This window comes from Rhodococcus sp. WWJCD1 (genome assembly GCF_002258735.1).
In the GTDB taxonomy this organism is placed as follows: Bacteria; Actinomycetota; Actinomycetes; order Mycobacteriales; family Mycobacteriaceae; genus Rhodococcoides.
The window spans coordinates 83,277-98,471 of sequence record NZ_NOXY01000027.1; the positions used below are offsets into that span (position 1 = coordinate 83,277).

Below are 15,195 nucleotides of genomic sequence, written 5' to 3' on the forward strand. Positions count from 1 at the left end.
AAGGCCGCGGCCACGGATCGACGAACGGAACCAGCCATGAACGCACCGACCGCAGACGAGCAGCCACGAACCTGGCGTCGAATTCTCGGCGCGTTGACGACTCGTACCGACCTTTCCAGCGCAGACACCGGCTGGGCGATGGACGAGATCATGGCCGACAACGCGACGGCGGCACAGATCGCAGCGTTCGGAGTGGCCCTCAGGATGAAGGGGCCGACTCCGGCGGAGGTGAGCGGTCTCGCCGAATCCATGCTTTCGCACGCGGTGTTGGTGGACACCGATACCAACGCCGTCGATGTCGTCGGAACCGGCGGTGACGGAGCCGACACCGTCAACATCTCCACCATGGCCGCCATCGTCGTTGCGGCCAGTGGCATCCGGGTGGTCAAGCACGGCAACCGCGCGGCGTCGTCCAAGAGCGGCACGACCGACGTGCTCGAAGCGCTGGGCGTCCGGGTGACTCTGGGAGCCGACGCAGTCGCGGCGAGCGTCGAGCAGGTCGGTATCGGGTTCTGCTTCGCGCCGATGCACCACCCCGCACTGCGCTTCGCCGCGGCACCGCGCAAGGAGATAGGCATCCCGACGGTCTTCAACGTGCTGGGGCCTCTCACCAATCCGGGCCGTCCGCGCGCAGGTCTGATCGGCTGCGCCTTCGAAAGTTTGGCTCCCGTCATGGCCGACGTGTTCGCCGGCCGTGGCAGCTCGGTGCTCGTCGTGCGCGGCGACGACGGACTGGACGAGATCACCCTGTCCACCACGACAACGGTGCACGTGGTGTCCGGCGGCTCGGTGACCATCGAGACGATCGATCCACTCGACTACGGAATCGACCGGGCACCCATCGAGGCCCTCGGAGGCGGCGATGCGGAGTTCAATGCCGCAGTGGCGCATCGTGTGTTCGCCGGCGAACACGGGCCGGTCCGTGATGCCGTGCTGCTCAACGCCGCCGCGGCCATTGCCGCGCATCAGGGCGTCTCCGGGAACCTACACGAGCGCATCGAAGCCGGATTGGCAACTGCTGCAACGGTTGTCGACAACGGTTCCGCGTCGCGGCTACTCGCCGACTGGGCTCGCTGCACCACTGCATTGGCCGACTGACGAACTGTGCCCTACTCGCCGATCGAGAACCCTGCATCGACGTCGGCGCTCGAATAAGACTGGAACGCAATGTGAGTCGTGGTGCTCCGAACGCCACGCACACGATTGATGTGTCTGGTGACGACGTCGGCGATCGAGGCATGGTCGCGCACTTTGACGATGGCGATCAGATCGACATCCCCAGCGCACGAATAGACCTCCGTCACACCATCGACATCGGCAACGGCCTGCGCCGCCTCCGGAATCAAATCGGCCTCGGCGTCGATCAAGACGATGGCATTGATCATCTGTGCTCCTCATGCATCTCGAGCCCGATGTACGACGAGCTCCCACACAACCCTAGTTCCACCGGTCGTTCCGCGGGCTCCACTCCTGCACTACCGGTCGTTCCGCGGGCTCCACTCCTGCACTACCGGTCGTTCCGCGGGCTCCACTCCTGCCGCGCGGCTTCTCTCGCCGTTCGGCACCAGTCCTCCCACGAACCCGCAGCGCGAGCCGGGCTGCAGTAACCACTGCTGGTGCGCACGATGCGAACCCCATCGGTGCGTAGCCAGGATGCGATGAGGCCGACCTCTTCCGGCGGCGCACCTCGCAGCGGCGTCGGATCGGGCATCACCGTCTCGGCGGACGCGGTGATGGCATCGACGACGGGCATCGGGTGCACTCCGCGGGGAGCGACCGCAGCACCGGCCAGACGGCCGAATCGCACCACGATCAACTCCCATCCTCCGTCTGCGGTCCGTCGCGCCGCCACGAGTTCCGCGATGGCGGCCACGGCCGCCGACCGATGCATCCGGCGTAGCGCCTCCACGGTGATCGCGATCCGGTCGCGCAGGCGCGCGGCAGTTTCGTAGAGCTCCCTGTCCGCGAGTTCGGCGACTCGCCGGCGCATGGAATAGAGGATCGCGTCGTCCTGGCCACACACGAGCGCAAGAAACTGAGCAGGTGCGCCGGAGTACTCGTCGGCCGTCATCGGCCCGGAGAGCGCCGCTGGGCAGCCGCCGACGTCGGTTGCCGGGCAGTCGTCACCGTGTCGAACCGAACGAGCCAGCCGGCGGGTGCACGTGCGCAGACGGCAGAACTCCGCCACGAGCGCCGAAGCCTCCGCGGCGTCACCGCGAACCGAGAACGGTCCGAGACTGTTGGGCGTCGGCGTACGGACTATCGACAGTCGTGGGAACGCCTCGTCGGTGAGGGTGATCCACCAGCCCTTCTTGGGAAACTTCGAGCGACGGTTGTACGGCGGGATGTGCGCCGAGAGCAGGCGTAGCTCTCTGACACCGGCTTCGAGTGCGTGCGCGCACTCGACGTGGTCGACACGCGTGGCGAGGGAGACCATCTCCTTCATCCGGCCCCTGGTCTCGGACCCGGTGAAGTAGTTGCGTACTCGGCGCTTGAGGTTGTTGGAGGTGCCGACGTACAAGACCTCATCGGACGGGCCGCGGAAGAGATAGACGCCGGGCGTGCCGGGCAGGTGAGCGGCCAGCCCGCGTTTGGCGCGCTGGCCGGCCGACACCGCCGGAAGGTAGTCGACCAACTCGGCATAACTGTGAACGCCCTGATTGCCCACTCGTTCGATGAGGCCGTGCAGAACGTCGACCGTTGCACGGGCGTCGTCGAGTGCCCGGTGAGTCGGCCGGGTGCCGGATCGGAACAGTGTGGACAGCGCGGAGAGTTTGACCGAGGGTGCCTCGTCGCGCGTGAGTACCCGTCGAGCCAGCTTGACGGTGCACAGCACCTGGAACCGGGGCCACGCTATGTCGAGACGACTGGCGGCGGCCTTGAGGAAACCGGTGTCGAAGCCCGCGTTGTGGGCCACCAGCACCGAGCCGCGGGCGAACTCGAGGAAACCGGGTAGCACTCGTTCTATCCGAGGCGCCCCGATCAGCATCGCCGACGTGATTCCGGTGAGTTCGACGATGTACGGGGGAATGGACCTGCCCGGATCGACGAGGGTCGCGAATTCGCCGAGAATCTCGCCTCCTCGAACCTTGACCGCTCCGATCTCGGTGATGGCCTCCGTGTCTGCGCTGCCGCCGGTGGTCTCGAGGTCGACGACGACGAACGTGGTCTCGTGCAGTGGGGTGTCCAGTTCGTCGAACGTCAGCTGGATGGGCAGGCTCACCGGGACGACGGTAGGTCCGACCTCCGACAAGAACGCGCATGGCGGCGTCGTCGGTGACCGTGTCGTCGCGCCCGGACCGTGAAGTGTCACGAAACCTGTCGGTGGCGCGCGCTACCTTTCGCTCGATCGGCTGATTCGGCCGCCTGAAACAGCAAAGAGACAAGGATCACAATGATCATCGACTGCAGTGACTGCCTGGTCCGTGACATCGCCTGCGCCGACTGCGTCGTGACGGTGCTTCTGGGGCCGCCGGGAATGCCATCGAGGTCGGACGGACGGTGGGTCGGACCACCCTCGCCGATAACGCTCGAGCAGGAGGAACTGGGTGCGATGGGTGTGCTCGCGGATGTCGGTCTCGTCCCTACGCTCAAGCTCGTGACGAACGCGGACGAGACCGCCGAAGTTCCGTCGTTACCGACTCGTGACGCACCGGGGGATCAGCGCGCTGGTTAGCGAAATTCGGGTCGAATTCGGTTGCGTCGGCGCGTTGGGGTCGACATAGGGGTATGCCATTTCGTAACCTTCCTGAGACCTTGCGGAGTCTCGCCAGTCCAAACCGGAGTGGCGTCGCAAGTCACCGCCTAATCGATCACTCGCGAGAGTGTTCGTACCGGGAACCCGATATCTACTGGGGTGAATCCCGCTGAGCCACCCACGGTGGCCGGTGGGTAGGGCTGCTCTTCCCAGCCCGAACCCGTCAGCTAACTCGGTCGGCGGACGATAGGAAGAAACGGAGCACCATCTTTCGTGGCGTCACAACTTTCCAACCGATCATTGCGGCGAGTTCTCGTAGCCGGAGCGCTCACGGCAGGCGTGGTCATTCTTCCCGCTGCACCCGCGATGGCGGCCCCCCTCACCATCCCCGGCGTCGGAACCTTCGAGATTCCCGACATCCCGGGCCTCCCTCCCCTCAACATTCCGGGTATCCCCGCACCGGGCGCGCCGCTGGCTCCCCAGGTCACGCCCGCAGCGAAGGCCGTTCAGGCTGCTGAGTCCAAGATCGGCGCTCCGTACGTGTACGGCGCCTCGGGTCCGGATTCGTTCGACTGCTCGGGTCTGATCCAGTGGGCGTACAAGCAGGCCGGCGTCAGCCTGCCCCGCACGAGCTACGACCAGGCAGCCGCGGGCACTCCGGTTTCGCGTGACAGCCTGATGCCCGGCGATGTCGTCTCGTTCTACGGCGGCTCGCACTCGGGTATGTACATCGGCGACGGCAACGTCGTGCACGCATCCACGTCCGGCGTGCCGGTCAAGGTTGCTCCCGTGGACTCGATGCCGTTCGACGGTGCTCGTCGTTACTGATTCGAGCGCAGACGTTCGCTGTGATCGACCGACAGGGTCGAGCCGTACCCCGGCTCGACCCTGTCGTCGTCTCCGGACACGGCATGCGACACGCCGGTCCGGTGGACAGCGGACGCCCCAGTTCGTAATCTGATCGAGACCCGGTCGATGTTTACTTTGTGACCTGTCACCGACGAACCCCATCAATTTCAGACGGTGTTCACCTCCGCGCCCGCAAGAGCATGGGTATGGTTCGTTTCCGGGCTGCTAATCCAACCGTCGCCTCGTGTAGGCGACAGATGTAAGGACGGAGAGTCGCTTTCCGTGGCGATATCGAGATCGAACCGAGTGTGGCGGCTGGCCCGTAACTCGGTGGTTGCTGTCGCGTTGGCCGCAAGCATCGCCGTAGTGCCGACGCAGACTGCGATCGCTCAACCGGGATTCGACTCGGCGTCCGAGGCCCAGACCAAGCTTGCGGAGCTCTCCCGAGATTCCGAGCAGACGAACGAATCTCTGCACAACGCTCAGATCGACCTCGATGCCAAGACTGCGCAGCAGCTCGATGCCCAGGCCGCCGTCGATCGGAGCCGCGCCGCTCTCGACGCAGCGCAGGCGCAGCTGACTCAGCTCAAGCCGGCCATGGACAAGGTAGCCAACGTCAACTACCAGGGCGCGCGTACGAACCGCCTCTTCGCTGTCATGGTCAGCGACTCGCCTCAGCAACTGCTCGACCAGATGTCGGCTCTCGATGTGATCTCGGCCGAGACCGCAGGCCAGGTTGCCCAATTCCAGCAGGCGAGTTCGGATGCCGCTGCGGCCGAACAAGCGGCAACGACGGCCGCGGACCAAGCTCGTGTCGCGGCCGAGCAGGCCAAAGCGGTCAGTGACGATCTCCAGGCCAAGCAGAGCGAACTGCAGGGCCAGATAGCCGAGGTGATGGCCGCCTACAGCGCGCTGTCGTCGTCCGAGCAGCTCTCGCTCGCTGGATCGGCATTGCCCGACGGTTTCGATCCCACGACAATTCTGCAGAATCTGACGCCAGGGTCGGGTACCAGCGCGTTGCAAGCCGGTCTGACGCAGATCGGCAAGCCGTACGTCTGGGGTGGAACAGGCCCGGACGGCTTCGACTGTTCGGGACTGGTGGTGTGGGCGTACAAGCAGGTGGGAAAGACGCTCCCTCGGTCGAGTCAGGCTCAGGCCGAAGGCGGTACACCGGTGGATCAGAAGGATCTGCAGCCGGGAGATGTGGTGCTGTTCTATCCGGACGCCTCGCACGTCGGTATCTATGCAGGTAACGGCAACGTGTTGCACGCGTCGACATTCGGGGTCCCCGTCAAGGTGCAGTCGATGGCATCGTTCCCGTACTACGGGGCGCGTCGATACTGAGGTGTGCCTCGACGATCGACGCCTGCGCGTATGAGCGGGCCGAACCAGCCCGCGGGGATCCGCCTCCTGGTCCGATCGGCGCGGCTTCGGTGGACGGCACTTGTTCTCGTTGCTGCAGTAGCGCTCTCGGTGGTCGTCTTTCACAACGTCTACAGCACTGACGGTGAATCCCGAGCTACGTCGACCGACACGTCCGTCGGCCAGGCCCCGCCGACCTACGATCAGCAGCGCCGCGCCGATGTGACCGTCCTTCTCGACCGATGGGCCGGCGCAGTTCGCGCTGGAGACGTCGACGGTCTGCGGGAATTGATGGATCCGCGGGCCGATCCTGATTTCGTCGAGGCGCAGGTACGTCGGGCCGCGTCGGTTCCGGGCGTACCGTTCTCCGAATTCGGCTACGTCCTGGGCGACGAGCCGGAGACACCGGTCCCTCCTTCGATCGCAGAGCCGCTAGACGCCACCGACATCTGGGCACCGCCGGTGTATCTGCGCTACGCCGTGGCAGGGCCGGACGCGTCGCCGACGAGTCGGCCGGTCTCGCTCGTCGTAGCCGAGCGGGACGGTCGATGGCGGCTCGTCGACGATGCGGACCTGCCCGAGTATCGACGCCACACCTGGCGTGGGCCGTGGGACTTCGGATCGTTGACGACACGATCGGTTCCCACGACTTCGGGGACATCGGTGGTCATGGGGCATCCGGACCGGGAGCAATTCGTCGATGCCCTGGCAGCCGAGCTCCCGTCGGCAATCGATGCCGTCACCGACTTCTGGGGAGACGACTGGGCGCGAGACGGTCTGGTATTCGTTGCATCCTCCGCGGAGGAGTTCGCCGAGCTGACCGGATCCGATCCGTCGACGGACGTGGCTGCGGTGACCGTGTCCGACGCGGTGGCGGGGGACGGTTCGCGTCCGACCGGCCAGCGGGTGGTGTTCGGTCCCGATGCCGCGGCCCGCTTGACGCCGTTCACCGTTCGCTCGGTTCTGCGGCACGAGTTGACCCATGTGGCGGCCAGGGCGCGGACGGCGGACGGTACGGCGTTGTGGGTGGCGGAGGGGTTCGCCGACTACTCCGGGTACCGCAATTCCGGTGCCGATTCTTCGCAGCTCGCTCCTACCCTCGCCGCGATCGTGGCGTCGGGTGGACCGCCGACGGTGCTGCCGAAGGACGAGGATTTCGGTGCCGGAGGGGCACGGTCGAGTGTGGCCTACGAGTCGGCATGGTCGGTGTTCGCCTTCGTGGCCGATCGGTTCGGCGAGCCGACACTGCGCAGGCTGTACGAGGCGTTGGCGTCTGGACCTGCCTCGGACGGCTCCACCGATGCCGCCTTCGCGTCGGTACTGGGATTGGACCGCACCCAGTTCGTCGCCTCGTGGGGCAACTGGGTGGCTGATCGGGCGCGCTGACCTCGAGCGCTACGGTTGACGCCATGCGTCGTACTCTTCTCGTGACGAACGACTTTCCGCCTCGCCCGGGTGGAATCCAGTCATACCTGCACAGTTTCGCCTCGCAACTACCCGCGGACGAGCTCGTGGTCTATGCACCGCGGTGGCGCGGTGACTCGCACGAGAAGTTCGATGCCAAGCAGCCGTTCGAGGTGATCCGGCATCCGACGACACTGATGCTGCCGACTCCGCTCGTGGCGCGCCGGGCAGCTCGAATCCTGAAGTCGCATCGGTGCGACTCGGTGTGGTTCGGGGCGTCGGCCCCGTTGGCCGTGATGTCGTCGCACCTGCGCAAGGCTGGGGCAGAGCGCATCGTGGCCAGCACGCACGGTCACGAGGTCGGCTGGTCGATGGTGCCGGGCGGACGGGCGACCCTACGCACGATCGGCGAGAACACCGATGTGGTGACCTACGTCAGCAAGTACACCCGGGGTCGGTTCAGCTCGGCGTTCGGTCGGACCGCAGCCCTCGAGCACCTGCCGCCCGGTGTCGATACGGATCGTTTCGTCCCCGATGACGCCGCGCGAGCGGAACTTCGCGCGCGCTACGGCCTCGGCGACCGACCCACCGTTCTGTGTCTCTCGCGGCTCGTACCCCGTAAGGGACAGGACTTCCTGATCCGAGCGCTCCCGGGAATTCGGCGAGCCGTCGACGGTGCCGTTCTGGTGATCGTCGGAGGAGGGCCGTACGAGAAGACTCTGCGCGAGCTCGTTCGATCCACCGGCATGGAGCAGCACGTGGTGTTCACCGGCACGGTGCCGTCCGCGGAGCTTGCCGCCCACCACACCATCGCCGACGTGTTCGCCATGCCGAGCCGCACCCGTGGCGCGGGTCTCGACGTGGAGGGCCTCGGAATCGTCTACCTCGAAGCGTCTTCCTGCGGTGTGCCCGTCGTAGCCGGCACGTCCGGGGGTGCGCCGGAAGCTGTGCAGCACAACAAGACCGGGCTCGTGGTCGACGGAACTTCGGTCTCGTGCATCACCGATGCGATCGTGCGAATCCTGTCCGATCGCGCGCTGGCGACGCAGATGGGCAACGCCGGCCGTGCGTGGGTCGACGCCGAGTGGCGTTGGGACGTGCTGACGGAGAAGTTGCGATCGTTGATCTAGCGTCCGTAGTTCGAGGCCGTTGGCCTCACCGGGCGTAGATGGATTCGATCTCGTCGGCGTACGCCTTTGTGATGACGTTGCGCTTGAGCTTCATCGTCGGGGTCAGCTCGCCGCTTTCCTCCGAGAAATCATGGGGGAGCAGTCGATACTTCTTGATGGACTCCGCGTGCGAGACGGACTTGTTGGCGTCGGCGACGGCAGCATCGATCTCGGCGACGAGATCGGGGTCCTTCTGCAGATCCGCCGCCGTGGCGTCTGCGGCCTTGCCGTGCGCGGACTTCCACCGATCGAACGCCTCCGGGTCGAGAGTGATGAGCGCCCCGATGAACGGTTTCTGATCGCCTACGACAACAGCCTGGCTGATCAGAGCGCCCGCACGAAGTCGGTCCTCCAAACCGGCGGGCGAGACGTTCTTGCCGCCGGCCGTGACGATCAATTCCTTCTTGCGTCCCGAAATCGTGATGTACCCGTCGTCGTCGACGCTGCCGAGATCTCCGGTGCGGAACCAACCGTCGTCCAGTGACTCGGCGGTTGCCTCCTCGTTGCGCCAGTAACCGTCGAACACCACCGGCCCGCGCAGTTGAATCTCTCCGTCTTCTGCGATGCGAACGGTGTTGCCGGGCAACGGACGTCCGACACTGCCCACGCGTTGGAAGCCGATGGTGTTGACGGCGAAGGCAGCGGTGGTTTCGGTCAGCCCGTAGCCCTCGTAGATCGTCACGCCGATGCCCCGGTAGAAGTGGCCGAGCCGGCTACCGAGTGGAGCGCCACCGGAGATGGCCAGTTCGCATTTGCCTCCGAGCGCCGCACGCAGCTTGCCGTAGACCAACTTTTCGAACACGGTGTGCTTGGCGCGCAACACGATTCCTGGCCCGCCGGTGTCCTGCGCCTCGCTCCATTCCACCGCACATTCGGTGGCCAGATCGAAAATCTTGCCCTTGCCGTCGGCGTGCGCCTTCTGCTTCGCAGTGTTGAAGACCTTCTCGAACACTCGCGGCACCGAGAGGATGAAGTCCGGCTGGAACGTTCCGAACGTCGCGACGAGATTCGGGATGTCGTTGGTGTGACCGAGCGTGACCCCGGCGTCGAACGACGCGATACTCACTGCCCGTGCGAGTACATGGGCCAGCGGGAGGAACATCAGGGTGCTTCGACCCTGCGTCATCAGTGACTTCAGCGACGTCTCGCGAATACCGAGAGACTCCGCGAGCAGATTGGCGTGGGTCAGTTGGACGCCCTTGGGGCGACCGGTGGTACCCGAGGTGTAGATCAACGTTGCCGGATCGGACGAGCTCGAGGCCGAAACCCGTCGGTGCACCAGGTCCTCGGTGACATCTGCGCCCCCGTCGATCAGTGCCTGCACCGCGGCGGTGTCGGTGTCGGCCGACTCGATCACGAACGTCCGACGCACGGACTGTGCGGCTGCCACAACATCTTTCGTTTCCTGCACGTGCGCGTCGTTCTCGAGCACGAGCAGTACCGGCTCGGCATCTTCGAGAATCCACTCGACCTGCCCGGCGGAGGATGTCTCGTAGATCGGCACGGTCACCCCGCCCGCGGCCCAGATCGCATAGTCGACGACAGACCACTCGAACCGCGTCGACGACATCAATGCAACGCGATCACCCTGTTCGATGCCTGCTGCAATCAGACCTCGCGCCACCCCGACGACCAGTCGCTCGAACTCGGCCGCGGTGACGTCGGTCCAGCTGCCGTCCACGAGCCGTCGGAACACAACGGCATCGGGCGTGTTGCGAGCACGGAGGAAGACGGTGTCGACAGCCGAGTCGGTGTCCTCGATGGCGTACTTTGCGGCGGCGGTGTACTCGCGCACGGGATTACCTCCGGATAGAACTGGGAGAACGAAAGTCGATAGCTCGGCTTCACAGATACTCTAGACCCGGCTCGAGGACGCTTGAATGCGCCTCGAGTGGAGCCTGCAGGAACGAGCAGTGAAACCTCGAGTGGAGCCTGCAGGAACGAGCCGTAAAAGAGGTGACGTGCGCGGCCTGCGACCCGATATGTGAAGCTCTGTCGATGAGCAGTATTCAAGTTGCGGACCAGACATTCGTGGCCGCCCCCGGGGAACGGGTGGCGCAGGCGTTCGCCTCACCCGAGCGGTGGCGTCGGTGGTGGCCGGATCTGAACCTGACCATCACCGAGGACCGGGGTGAGAAGGGGATCCGCTGGGCGGTGCGCGGCGGTGTGGTCGGAACGATGGAACTGTGGCTCGAGCCCGCGCTGGACGGAGTCGTCGTGCACTACTTCCTGCATGCGGAGCCCTCCGGTTCCGGCGAGATCGCGTCGCAGCAGCATGCTCGTCGGGTGGCGGGCCGCGCCATGACCTTCGAGCTCAAACGCGAGCTGGAGGCCGGTCGGTCTGCGGGTGAGGCACCGAGCCACGTAGCGTCGAGTTCAGCTCGCGATTGAACCGCGCGGTACGGTCGGCCGGTTCGCGATTGTGCGTCCGCGGATCGATCGTGTGAGATAGATCTGCCCCCTGTTCCACGGCTCAACAGCGAACGAATCGATCGAAGTACCCGAGAGGAAGCGGACGAGAAGTCATGGCGGAGAAAACCCAGAGATCGATCGTCGTCGAAGCCCCGCCGAACCAGGTCATGGACGTCATCGCCGATTTCGACGCGTACCCCACGTGGGTCTCGGCCGCGAAGTCCGTCGAGGTACTCGACGTCGATGCGGACGGACGCGGTAAGCGCGTGAAGTTCGTGCTGGACGCCGGGATGGTGAAGGACACCTACGAACTCGAGTACGACTGGGCCGCCGACGGCAGCTCCGTGTCGTGGAACCTCGTGTCGGGTGAAATGCAGAAGTCACAGAAGGGCTCGTACACGCTGCGCGAAACCGGTAGCGGCACCGACGTGACGTACGAGCTCACCGTGGACCTGAACATCCCGATGATCGGCCTGTTCAAGCGCAAGGCAGAGAAGGTCATCACCGACACTGCACTCAAGGAATTGAAGAAGCGGGTCGAAGGCTGAGCGAAGCTCGCACCGAACCCCGCACCACGGTGATGCTGTTCCTCGGCAAAGGTGGTGCGGGGAAAACCACGCTGGCGGCGGCGTCGGGCCTGCGACTGGCGAAGGCCGGACAGCGGGTGTTGATTGCCTCCGTGGATCAGGCACAGTCGCTCGTCGACGCGTTTTCGGGCCTGCCCGACGGCGCTGTCGATGACGAGTCCGTGGAGCTGTCCCGAGTCCGACCCGTCACGGCGGGCCTGGACATCGTCGAGATCGACACGCTGAGACTGCTCGAGGCGCGGTATCGAGGACTCGGTTCCGTGGTGGCCATGGCGTCGGCGGGCCACGAGCACGGGGTGAGCTTCGGGGCGATAGAGCCGGAGGAACTACTGGGCTTTCCGGGAATCGAAGAGTTGCTGGGGATGCACGAGATCTGTCGTCTGGTGGACGAAGGTCGCTGGGACACAGTGATAGTGGACATGCCTGCATCGGCTGATGCGTTGAAGACTCTGCAGTTGCCCGACACCGTGGCCGCGTATGTGGAGCGGATCTGGCCGCGCCACGATCGGATGGTGGCCGGCACCGGTTCCGACGTGCGGCTCACGCTCGTGGTGGCGATGATCGAGCGAGTGCTCGCCCAAGTCGACTCGGTTCGATCGCTGATCACCGACCCTGCGCGCACCGGCGCAACCGTGGTCGTCACTGCCGAACAGCTCTCGGTCGTCGATGCCGAGCGAACACTGTCGGCCGCGGCACTGCTCGGAATCAGAATCGATCGGGTTCTCGTCAACAAGATTCTGCCGGGGCTCAACTCCTCGTCGATCGGTCTGGTCGGTGCCCATCCGGCTGTGTTCTGGTTCGAGAGCTGGCGGGCCACGCAGCTCGCCGCCGTCGCCGAGCTGCGCCGACGCATCGGCACCGTACCGATAGTGGAGGTGGAGCGAGTTCCTGGTGAACCGGTAGGGTTGGGGCCCTTGCAGGACGTGGCCGATCGCCTGGAACCGAGCTTGCTCGAACGGCGCGCGCCGGAGCGGGGTGAGCAGCCCTCCGTGGTACTCGAGTCCGGGAGCGGACTCGAATCCGTATATGCGATGAGAATGCTGCTGCCGGTAGTGGATTCGACGACCTTGGGTGTGGGGCGAGTGGAGGACGACTTGATAGTCACTGCCGACGGGAGGCGACGACGCATCAGGTTGGCGTCGGTGCTTCGTCGGTGCATCGCAGACTCCGCCGAGCTCGACGGGCCCTGCCTGGTGGTGCGCTTCCGCCCGAATCCCGACGTGTGGCCACTGTGACAGAACGTGTAGCCACCACGGTGACAGAACGTGCGGCCACGGTAACGACTCCGCTCACTACGTTCGGGGTGCAGCGATGACCTCCGGGCATTCCGAGCTGGGGGCCGATCTGTTGGCCCTGGCCGACACCGTGCTCACTCGGCTCGACCCCATCCTGCGCCGGGTTGCAGAGACTCAGCAGGAACGTGATCAACAGGGCTGCAGTTGGTGTCCGGTATGTGCACTTGCTGCACTGGTGCGCGGCGAGCGGCACGATCTGGTCGAACTCGTGGCCTCCGAGGGCACGGTGATCATCGCGTTGCTGCGTCAACTGCTCGCCGACCACACGAACACCGGAACCGGTCACACCGCCGCGGCTCCCGCGGAAGCCTCTCCGCCAGAGCCCGGGCCGGACCCAGCGTCGACCGAACCGGTCGACCTCTCGAACGTGTCGGTCGACACGAATATCCCGGGCGAACGTCGGGCGGCGTTCGTTCCGATTACCGTTCGAGTGAAGAATTCACGATCGGACACGCAGGATCGTCCGTGACGGGTGAGCGCGCGGATCGATCGGTGACAGCCGTGTGGGGGACGGCGGAGAAAGGCATCAACGAATGAAACGACACCAGCAGCGACTGACGGTCGGCATCGACGTGGGCGGGACGAGCCTGCGGGCCTCCGTCGTCGACGCCGAGGGGCAAGTGCTGGATTCGACGGCTGCTCCTACTCCGCACACCGCGCGGGCACTCGAGCGCGGACTCGACCGTGCCGTGCAGGAGCTGGCCGGGCGACACGACATCGCCGCCGTCGGGCTCGCGGTTGCAGGATTCATCGATTCCGAGCGCACGACAGTTCGGTTCGCTCCGCATCTGCCGTGGGTGAACACCCCCGTCGCAACCGAGATGAGCAAGCGCATCGGACTGCCGGTGCTGCTCGAACACGACGCCAACTCGGCGGCGTGGGCCGAATATCGATTCGGAGCCGCATCCGGTGGTCGAAACGTGGTGATGGTGGCCATAGGTACCGGAATCGGCGCTGCGCTGCTGATCGACGGCAGGATCTACCGCGGCAGCCACGGCGTGGCACCCGAGCTCGGCCACATTCAGGTGGTTCCGGACGGCCGGGCGTGCCCCTGCGGCAAGCGTGGCTGCTGGGAGCGGTACTGCAGTGGCACTGCGCTGGTGGATACCGCAGTCGAGTTTCTCGCCGCCGACCCGTCGTCGTCGACGACTCTGGCCCGTGAGGTGTTCCTCGATCCAGGCTCGTTGACAGGTCGTCGGATCGCCACTGCCGCGCAGGACGGTGATTCGATCGCCCGACGGACAATGGAGGATTTCGCGCAGTGGCTCGGGGTCGGCCTGTCGATGGTCAGTGACGTGTACGACCCCGATCTGATCGTGTTGGCCGGGGGAGTGGCCACGTCGTCGAGCCAGTTTCTCGCCCGTGCGACCGACAAGTACGCGGAGCTGGTGACCGGCACCGGCCATCGACCGTTGGCTCGTATTCGAAGTACGCAACTGGGCGAAGCGGCGGGCATGATCGGGGCAGCGGAGCTGGCCCGGGCCCAGTTCGTCACCGGCGTGCGCTGACCGTATCGACCCATATCGTGTGAGCTCGGTCCCGGAGTCGCAGATGATGTGGCTGGTGTCATAAACCGTGGGTACAGTTCACTACGCGGCACGGTTCCAGGACGCACGGCCGCGGTCGATTCTCGCTCGCGGGAGCAGGCACCAAATGATTTCCGGACCATCATCAGGGAGCGCGTCAATGTGGTACTGGCTGTTCAAATTCGTCATCGTCGGGCCCCTGCTCATCGCCTTGGGTCGGCCCACGATCGAGGGTGCGGAGAACATTCCGACGCACGGTCCGGTCATTCTGGCGAGTAACCACAAAGCCGTTCTCGATTCTTTCTACCTCCCGCTGAAAACGCCTCGCCGCATCACCTTTCTCGCCAAGAGCGAATACTTCACCGGTCCCGGACTCAAAGGTGCCTTCCAGAAGTGGTTCTTCACTGCGGTGGGGCAGGTGCCGATCGATCGCACCGGAGCCGACGCGGCACAAGACGCTCTCAACGCCGGTGTTCGCGTGATCGAAGCGGGCAAGGTTCTCGGCATCTACCCCGAGGGCACGCGCTCTCCCGACGGCCGGTTGTACAAGGGCAAGACCGGCATGGCGCGTCTGGCTCTGCAGACCGGAGTTCAGGTCGTACCGGTCGCGATGGTCGGTACCGAGAAGATGAACCCCATCGGTTCGCGCGTCTGGCGGCCCGCCAAGGTCACCATCCGCGTCGGGAAGCCCATCGACTTCTCACGGTTCGAGGGAATGGCAGGCAATCGGTTCGTCGAGCGCGCCGTCACCGACGAGGTGATGTACGACCTTATGCTGCTGTCCGGTCAGGAGTACGTGGACGTGTACGCCGCATCTCTGAAGAAGGCTGCACCGGTGGAAGATTCGGCTCCCGCGGCGCGCCGTATCCCCGACTCCAAGGCCAGCTGAACCCG

At 65.3% G+C, this 15,195-nt stretch carries 15 protein-coding genes and 1 riboswitch; of the genes, 12 read left to right on the forward strand and 3 right to left on the reverse strand.

Annotation, left to right across the window (positions count from 1 at the left end):
• Positions 1 to 36 precede the first annotated feature (36 nt).
• Positions 37 to 1,098 carry an anthranilate phosphoribosyltransferase gene (trpD, locus tag CH286_RS19750; RefSeq protein ID WP_094610167.1) on the forward strand — a complete coding sequence of 354 codons (1,062 nt, stop codon included), beginning with the start codon at positions 37 to 39 and terminating at the stop codon, positions 1,096 to 1,098.
• Between the two features lie 11 nt (positions 1,099 to 1,109).
• On the opposite strand, the gene CH286_RS19755 is transcribed toward trpD, so the two are convergent.
• Entirely contained in the window at positions 1,110 to 1,385 is a 276-nt protein-coding gene (locus CH286_RS19755; protein WP_032379068.1) for an Lrp/AsnC family transcriptional regulator, read from the reverse strand.
• A 122-nt stretch (positions 1,386 to 1,507) separates the two neighbouring features.
• On the reverse strand, positions 1,508 to 3,223 hold the full coding sequence (locus CH286_RS19760) for a DEDD exonuclease domain-containing protein (protein ID WP_094610236.1): 1,716 nt from the start codon (positions 3,221 to 3,223) through the stop codon (positions 1,508 to 1,510).
• Positions 3,224 to 3,394: 171 nt separating this feature from the next.
• On the opposite strand from CH286_RS19760, the gene CH286_RS19765 reads away from it, so the two are divergent.
• The 5 genes from CH286_RS19765 to CH286_RS19785 all read left to right on the forward strand — a co-directional run bounded on the left by CH286_RS19765 (position 3,395) and on the right by CH286_RS19785 (position 8,442).
• A complete protein-coding gene (locus tag CH286_RS19765) occupies positions 3,395 to 3,676 on the forward strand; it encodes a hypothetical protein (protein WP_032403930.1) in 282 nt (93 codons plus the stop codon).
• A 115-nt stretch (positions 3,677 to 3,791) separates the two neighbouring features.
• Positions 3,792 to 3,954, forward strand: a riboswitch (cyclic di-AMP (ydaO/yuaA leader).
• A gap of 16 nt (positions 3,955 to 3,970) precedes the next feature.
• A complete protein-coding gene (locus CH286_RS19770) occupies positions 3,971 to 4,525 on the forward strand; it encodes a C40 family peptidase (RefSeq protein WP_032403931.1) in 555 nt (184 codons plus the stop codon).
• A 309-nt stretch (positions 4,526 to 4,834) separates the two neighbouring features.
• Positions 4,835 to 5,890 (forward strand): NlpC/P60 family protein, encoded by a 1,056-nt coding sequence (locus CH286_RS19775; RefSeq protein ID WP_441347131.1) that lies wholly within the window; start codon positions 4,835 to 4,837, stop codon positions 5,888 to 5,890.
• 30 nt (positions 5,891 to 5,920) lie between these two features.
• Positions 5,921 to 7,294, forward strand: coding sequence for a hypothetical protein (locus CH286_RS19780; protein ID WP_094610169.1), 1,374 nt, complete (start codon positions 5,921 to 5,923; stop codon positions 7,292 to 7,294).
• Between the two features lie 23 nt (positions 7,295 to 7,317).
• Positions 7,318 to 8,442, forward strand: a complete 1,125-nt coding sequence (locus CH286_RS19785; protein ID WP_032403934.1) for a glycosyltransferase family 4 protein — start codon at positions 7,318 to 7,320, stop codon at positions 8,440 to 8,442.
• 25 nt (positions 8,443 to 8,467) lie between these two features.
• Here the strand turns inward: CH286_RS19785 and CH286_RS19790 are convergent, their stop codons facing one another.
• Entirely contained in the window at positions 8,468 to 10,276 is a 1,809-nt protein-coding gene (locus CH286_RS19790; RefSeq protein ID WP_094610170.1) for an AMP-dependent synthetase/ligase, read from the reverse strand.
• A gap of 203 nt (positions 10,277 to 10,479) precedes the next feature.
• On the opposite strand from CH286_RS19790, the gene CH286_RS19795 reads away from it, so the two are divergent.
• From CH286_RS19795 to CH286_RS19820, 6 genes are all read left to right on the forward strand, one after another.
• On the forward strand, positions 10,480 to 10,872 hold the full coding sequence (locus CH286_RS19795) for a hypothetical protein (protein ID WP_032379061.1): 393 nt from the start codon (positions 10,480 to 10,482) through the stop codon (positions 10,870 to 10,872).
• Between the two features lie 134 nt (positions 10,873 to 11,006).
• Positions 11,007 to 11,441 carry an SRPBCC family protein gene (locus CH286_RS19800; RefSeq protein WP_032379060.1) on the forward strand — a complete coding sequence of 145 codons (435 nt, stop codon included), beginning with the start codon at positions 11,007 to 11,009 and terminating at the stop codon, positions 11,439 to 11,441.
• 32 nt (positions 11,442 to 11,473) lie between these two features.
• The gene (locus tag CH286_RS19805; protein WP_255182721.1) at positions 11,474 to 12,715 is read left to right on the forward strand and encodes an ArsA family ATPase; all 1,242 of its coding nucleotides are present in this window, start codon (positions 11,474 to 11,476) and stop codon (positions 12,713 to 12,715) included.
• Positions 12,716 to 12,791: 76 nt separating this feature from the next.
• Positions 12,792 to 13,244, forward strand: a complete 453-nt coding sequence (locus CH286_RS19810; protein ID WP_094610172.1) for a hypothetical protein — start codon at positions 12,792 to 12,794, stop codon at positions 13,242 to 13,244.
• Between the two features lie 64 nt (positions 13,245 to 13,308).
• Positions 13,309 to 14,283 carry an ROK family protein gene (locus CH286_RS19815; protein ID WP_032404044.1) on the forward strand — a complete coding sequence of 325 codons (975 nt, stop codon included), beginning with the start codon at positions 13,309 to 13,311 and terminating at the stop codon, positions 14,281 to 14,283.
• A 178-nt stretch (positions 14,284 to 14,461) separates the two neighbouring features.
• On the forward strand, positions 14,462 to 15,190 hold the full coding sequence (locus CH286_RS19820; RefSeq protein WP_032379058.1) for a lysophospholipid acyltransferase family protein: 729 nt from the start codon (positions 14,462 to 14,464) through the stop codon (positions 15,188 to 15,190).
• Positions 15,191 to 15,195 lie beyond the last annotated feature (5 nt).

Bases quoted from the DNA above. Each gene is read 5' to 3' on its own strand.
- CH286_RS19810 (WP_094610172.1), top strand. From the start codon at position 12,792: ATGACCTCCGGGCATTCCGAGCTGGGGGCCGATCTGTTGGCCCTGGCC.
- CH286_RS19820 (WP_032379058.1), top strand. From the start codon at position 14,462: ATGTGGTACTGGCTGTTCAAATTCGTCATCGTCGGGCCCCTGCTCATC.
- CH286_RS19780 (WP_094610169.1), top strand. From the start codon at position 5,921: ATGAGCGGGCCGAACCAGCCCGCGGGGATCCGCCTCCTGGTCCGATCG.
- CH286_RS19805 (WP_255182721.1), top strand. From the start codon at position 11,474: ATGCTGTTCCTCGGCAAAGGTGGTGCGGGGAAAACCACGCTGGCGGCG.
- CH286_RS19755 (WP_032379068.1), bottom strand. From the start codon at position 1,385: ATGATCAATGCCATCGTCTTGATCGACGCCGAGGCCGATTTGATTCCG.
- CH286_RS19765 (WP_032403930.1), top strand. From the start codon at position 3,395: ATGATCATCGACTGCAGTGACTGCCTGGTCCGTGACATCGCCTGCGCC.
- CH286_RS19795 (WP_032379061.1), top strand. From the start codon at position 10,480: ATGAGCAGTATTCAAGTTGCGGACCAGACATTCGTGGCCGCCCCCGGG.
- trpD (WP_094610167.1), top strand. From the start codon at position 37: ATGAACGCACCGACCGCAGACGAGCAGCCACGAACCTGGCGTCGAATT.
- CH286_RS19785 (WP_032403934.1), top strand. From the start codon at position 7,318: ATGCGTCGTACTCTTCTCGTGACGAACGACTTTCCGCCTCGCCCGGGT.
- CH286_RS19815 (WP_032404044.1), top strand. From the start codon at position 13,309: ATGAAACGACACCAGCAGCGACTGACGGTCGGCATCGACGTGGGCGGG.
- CH286_RS19800 (WP_032379060.1), top strand. From the start codon at position 11,007: ATGGCGGAGAAAACCCAGAGATCGATCGTCGTCGAAGCCCCGCCGAAC.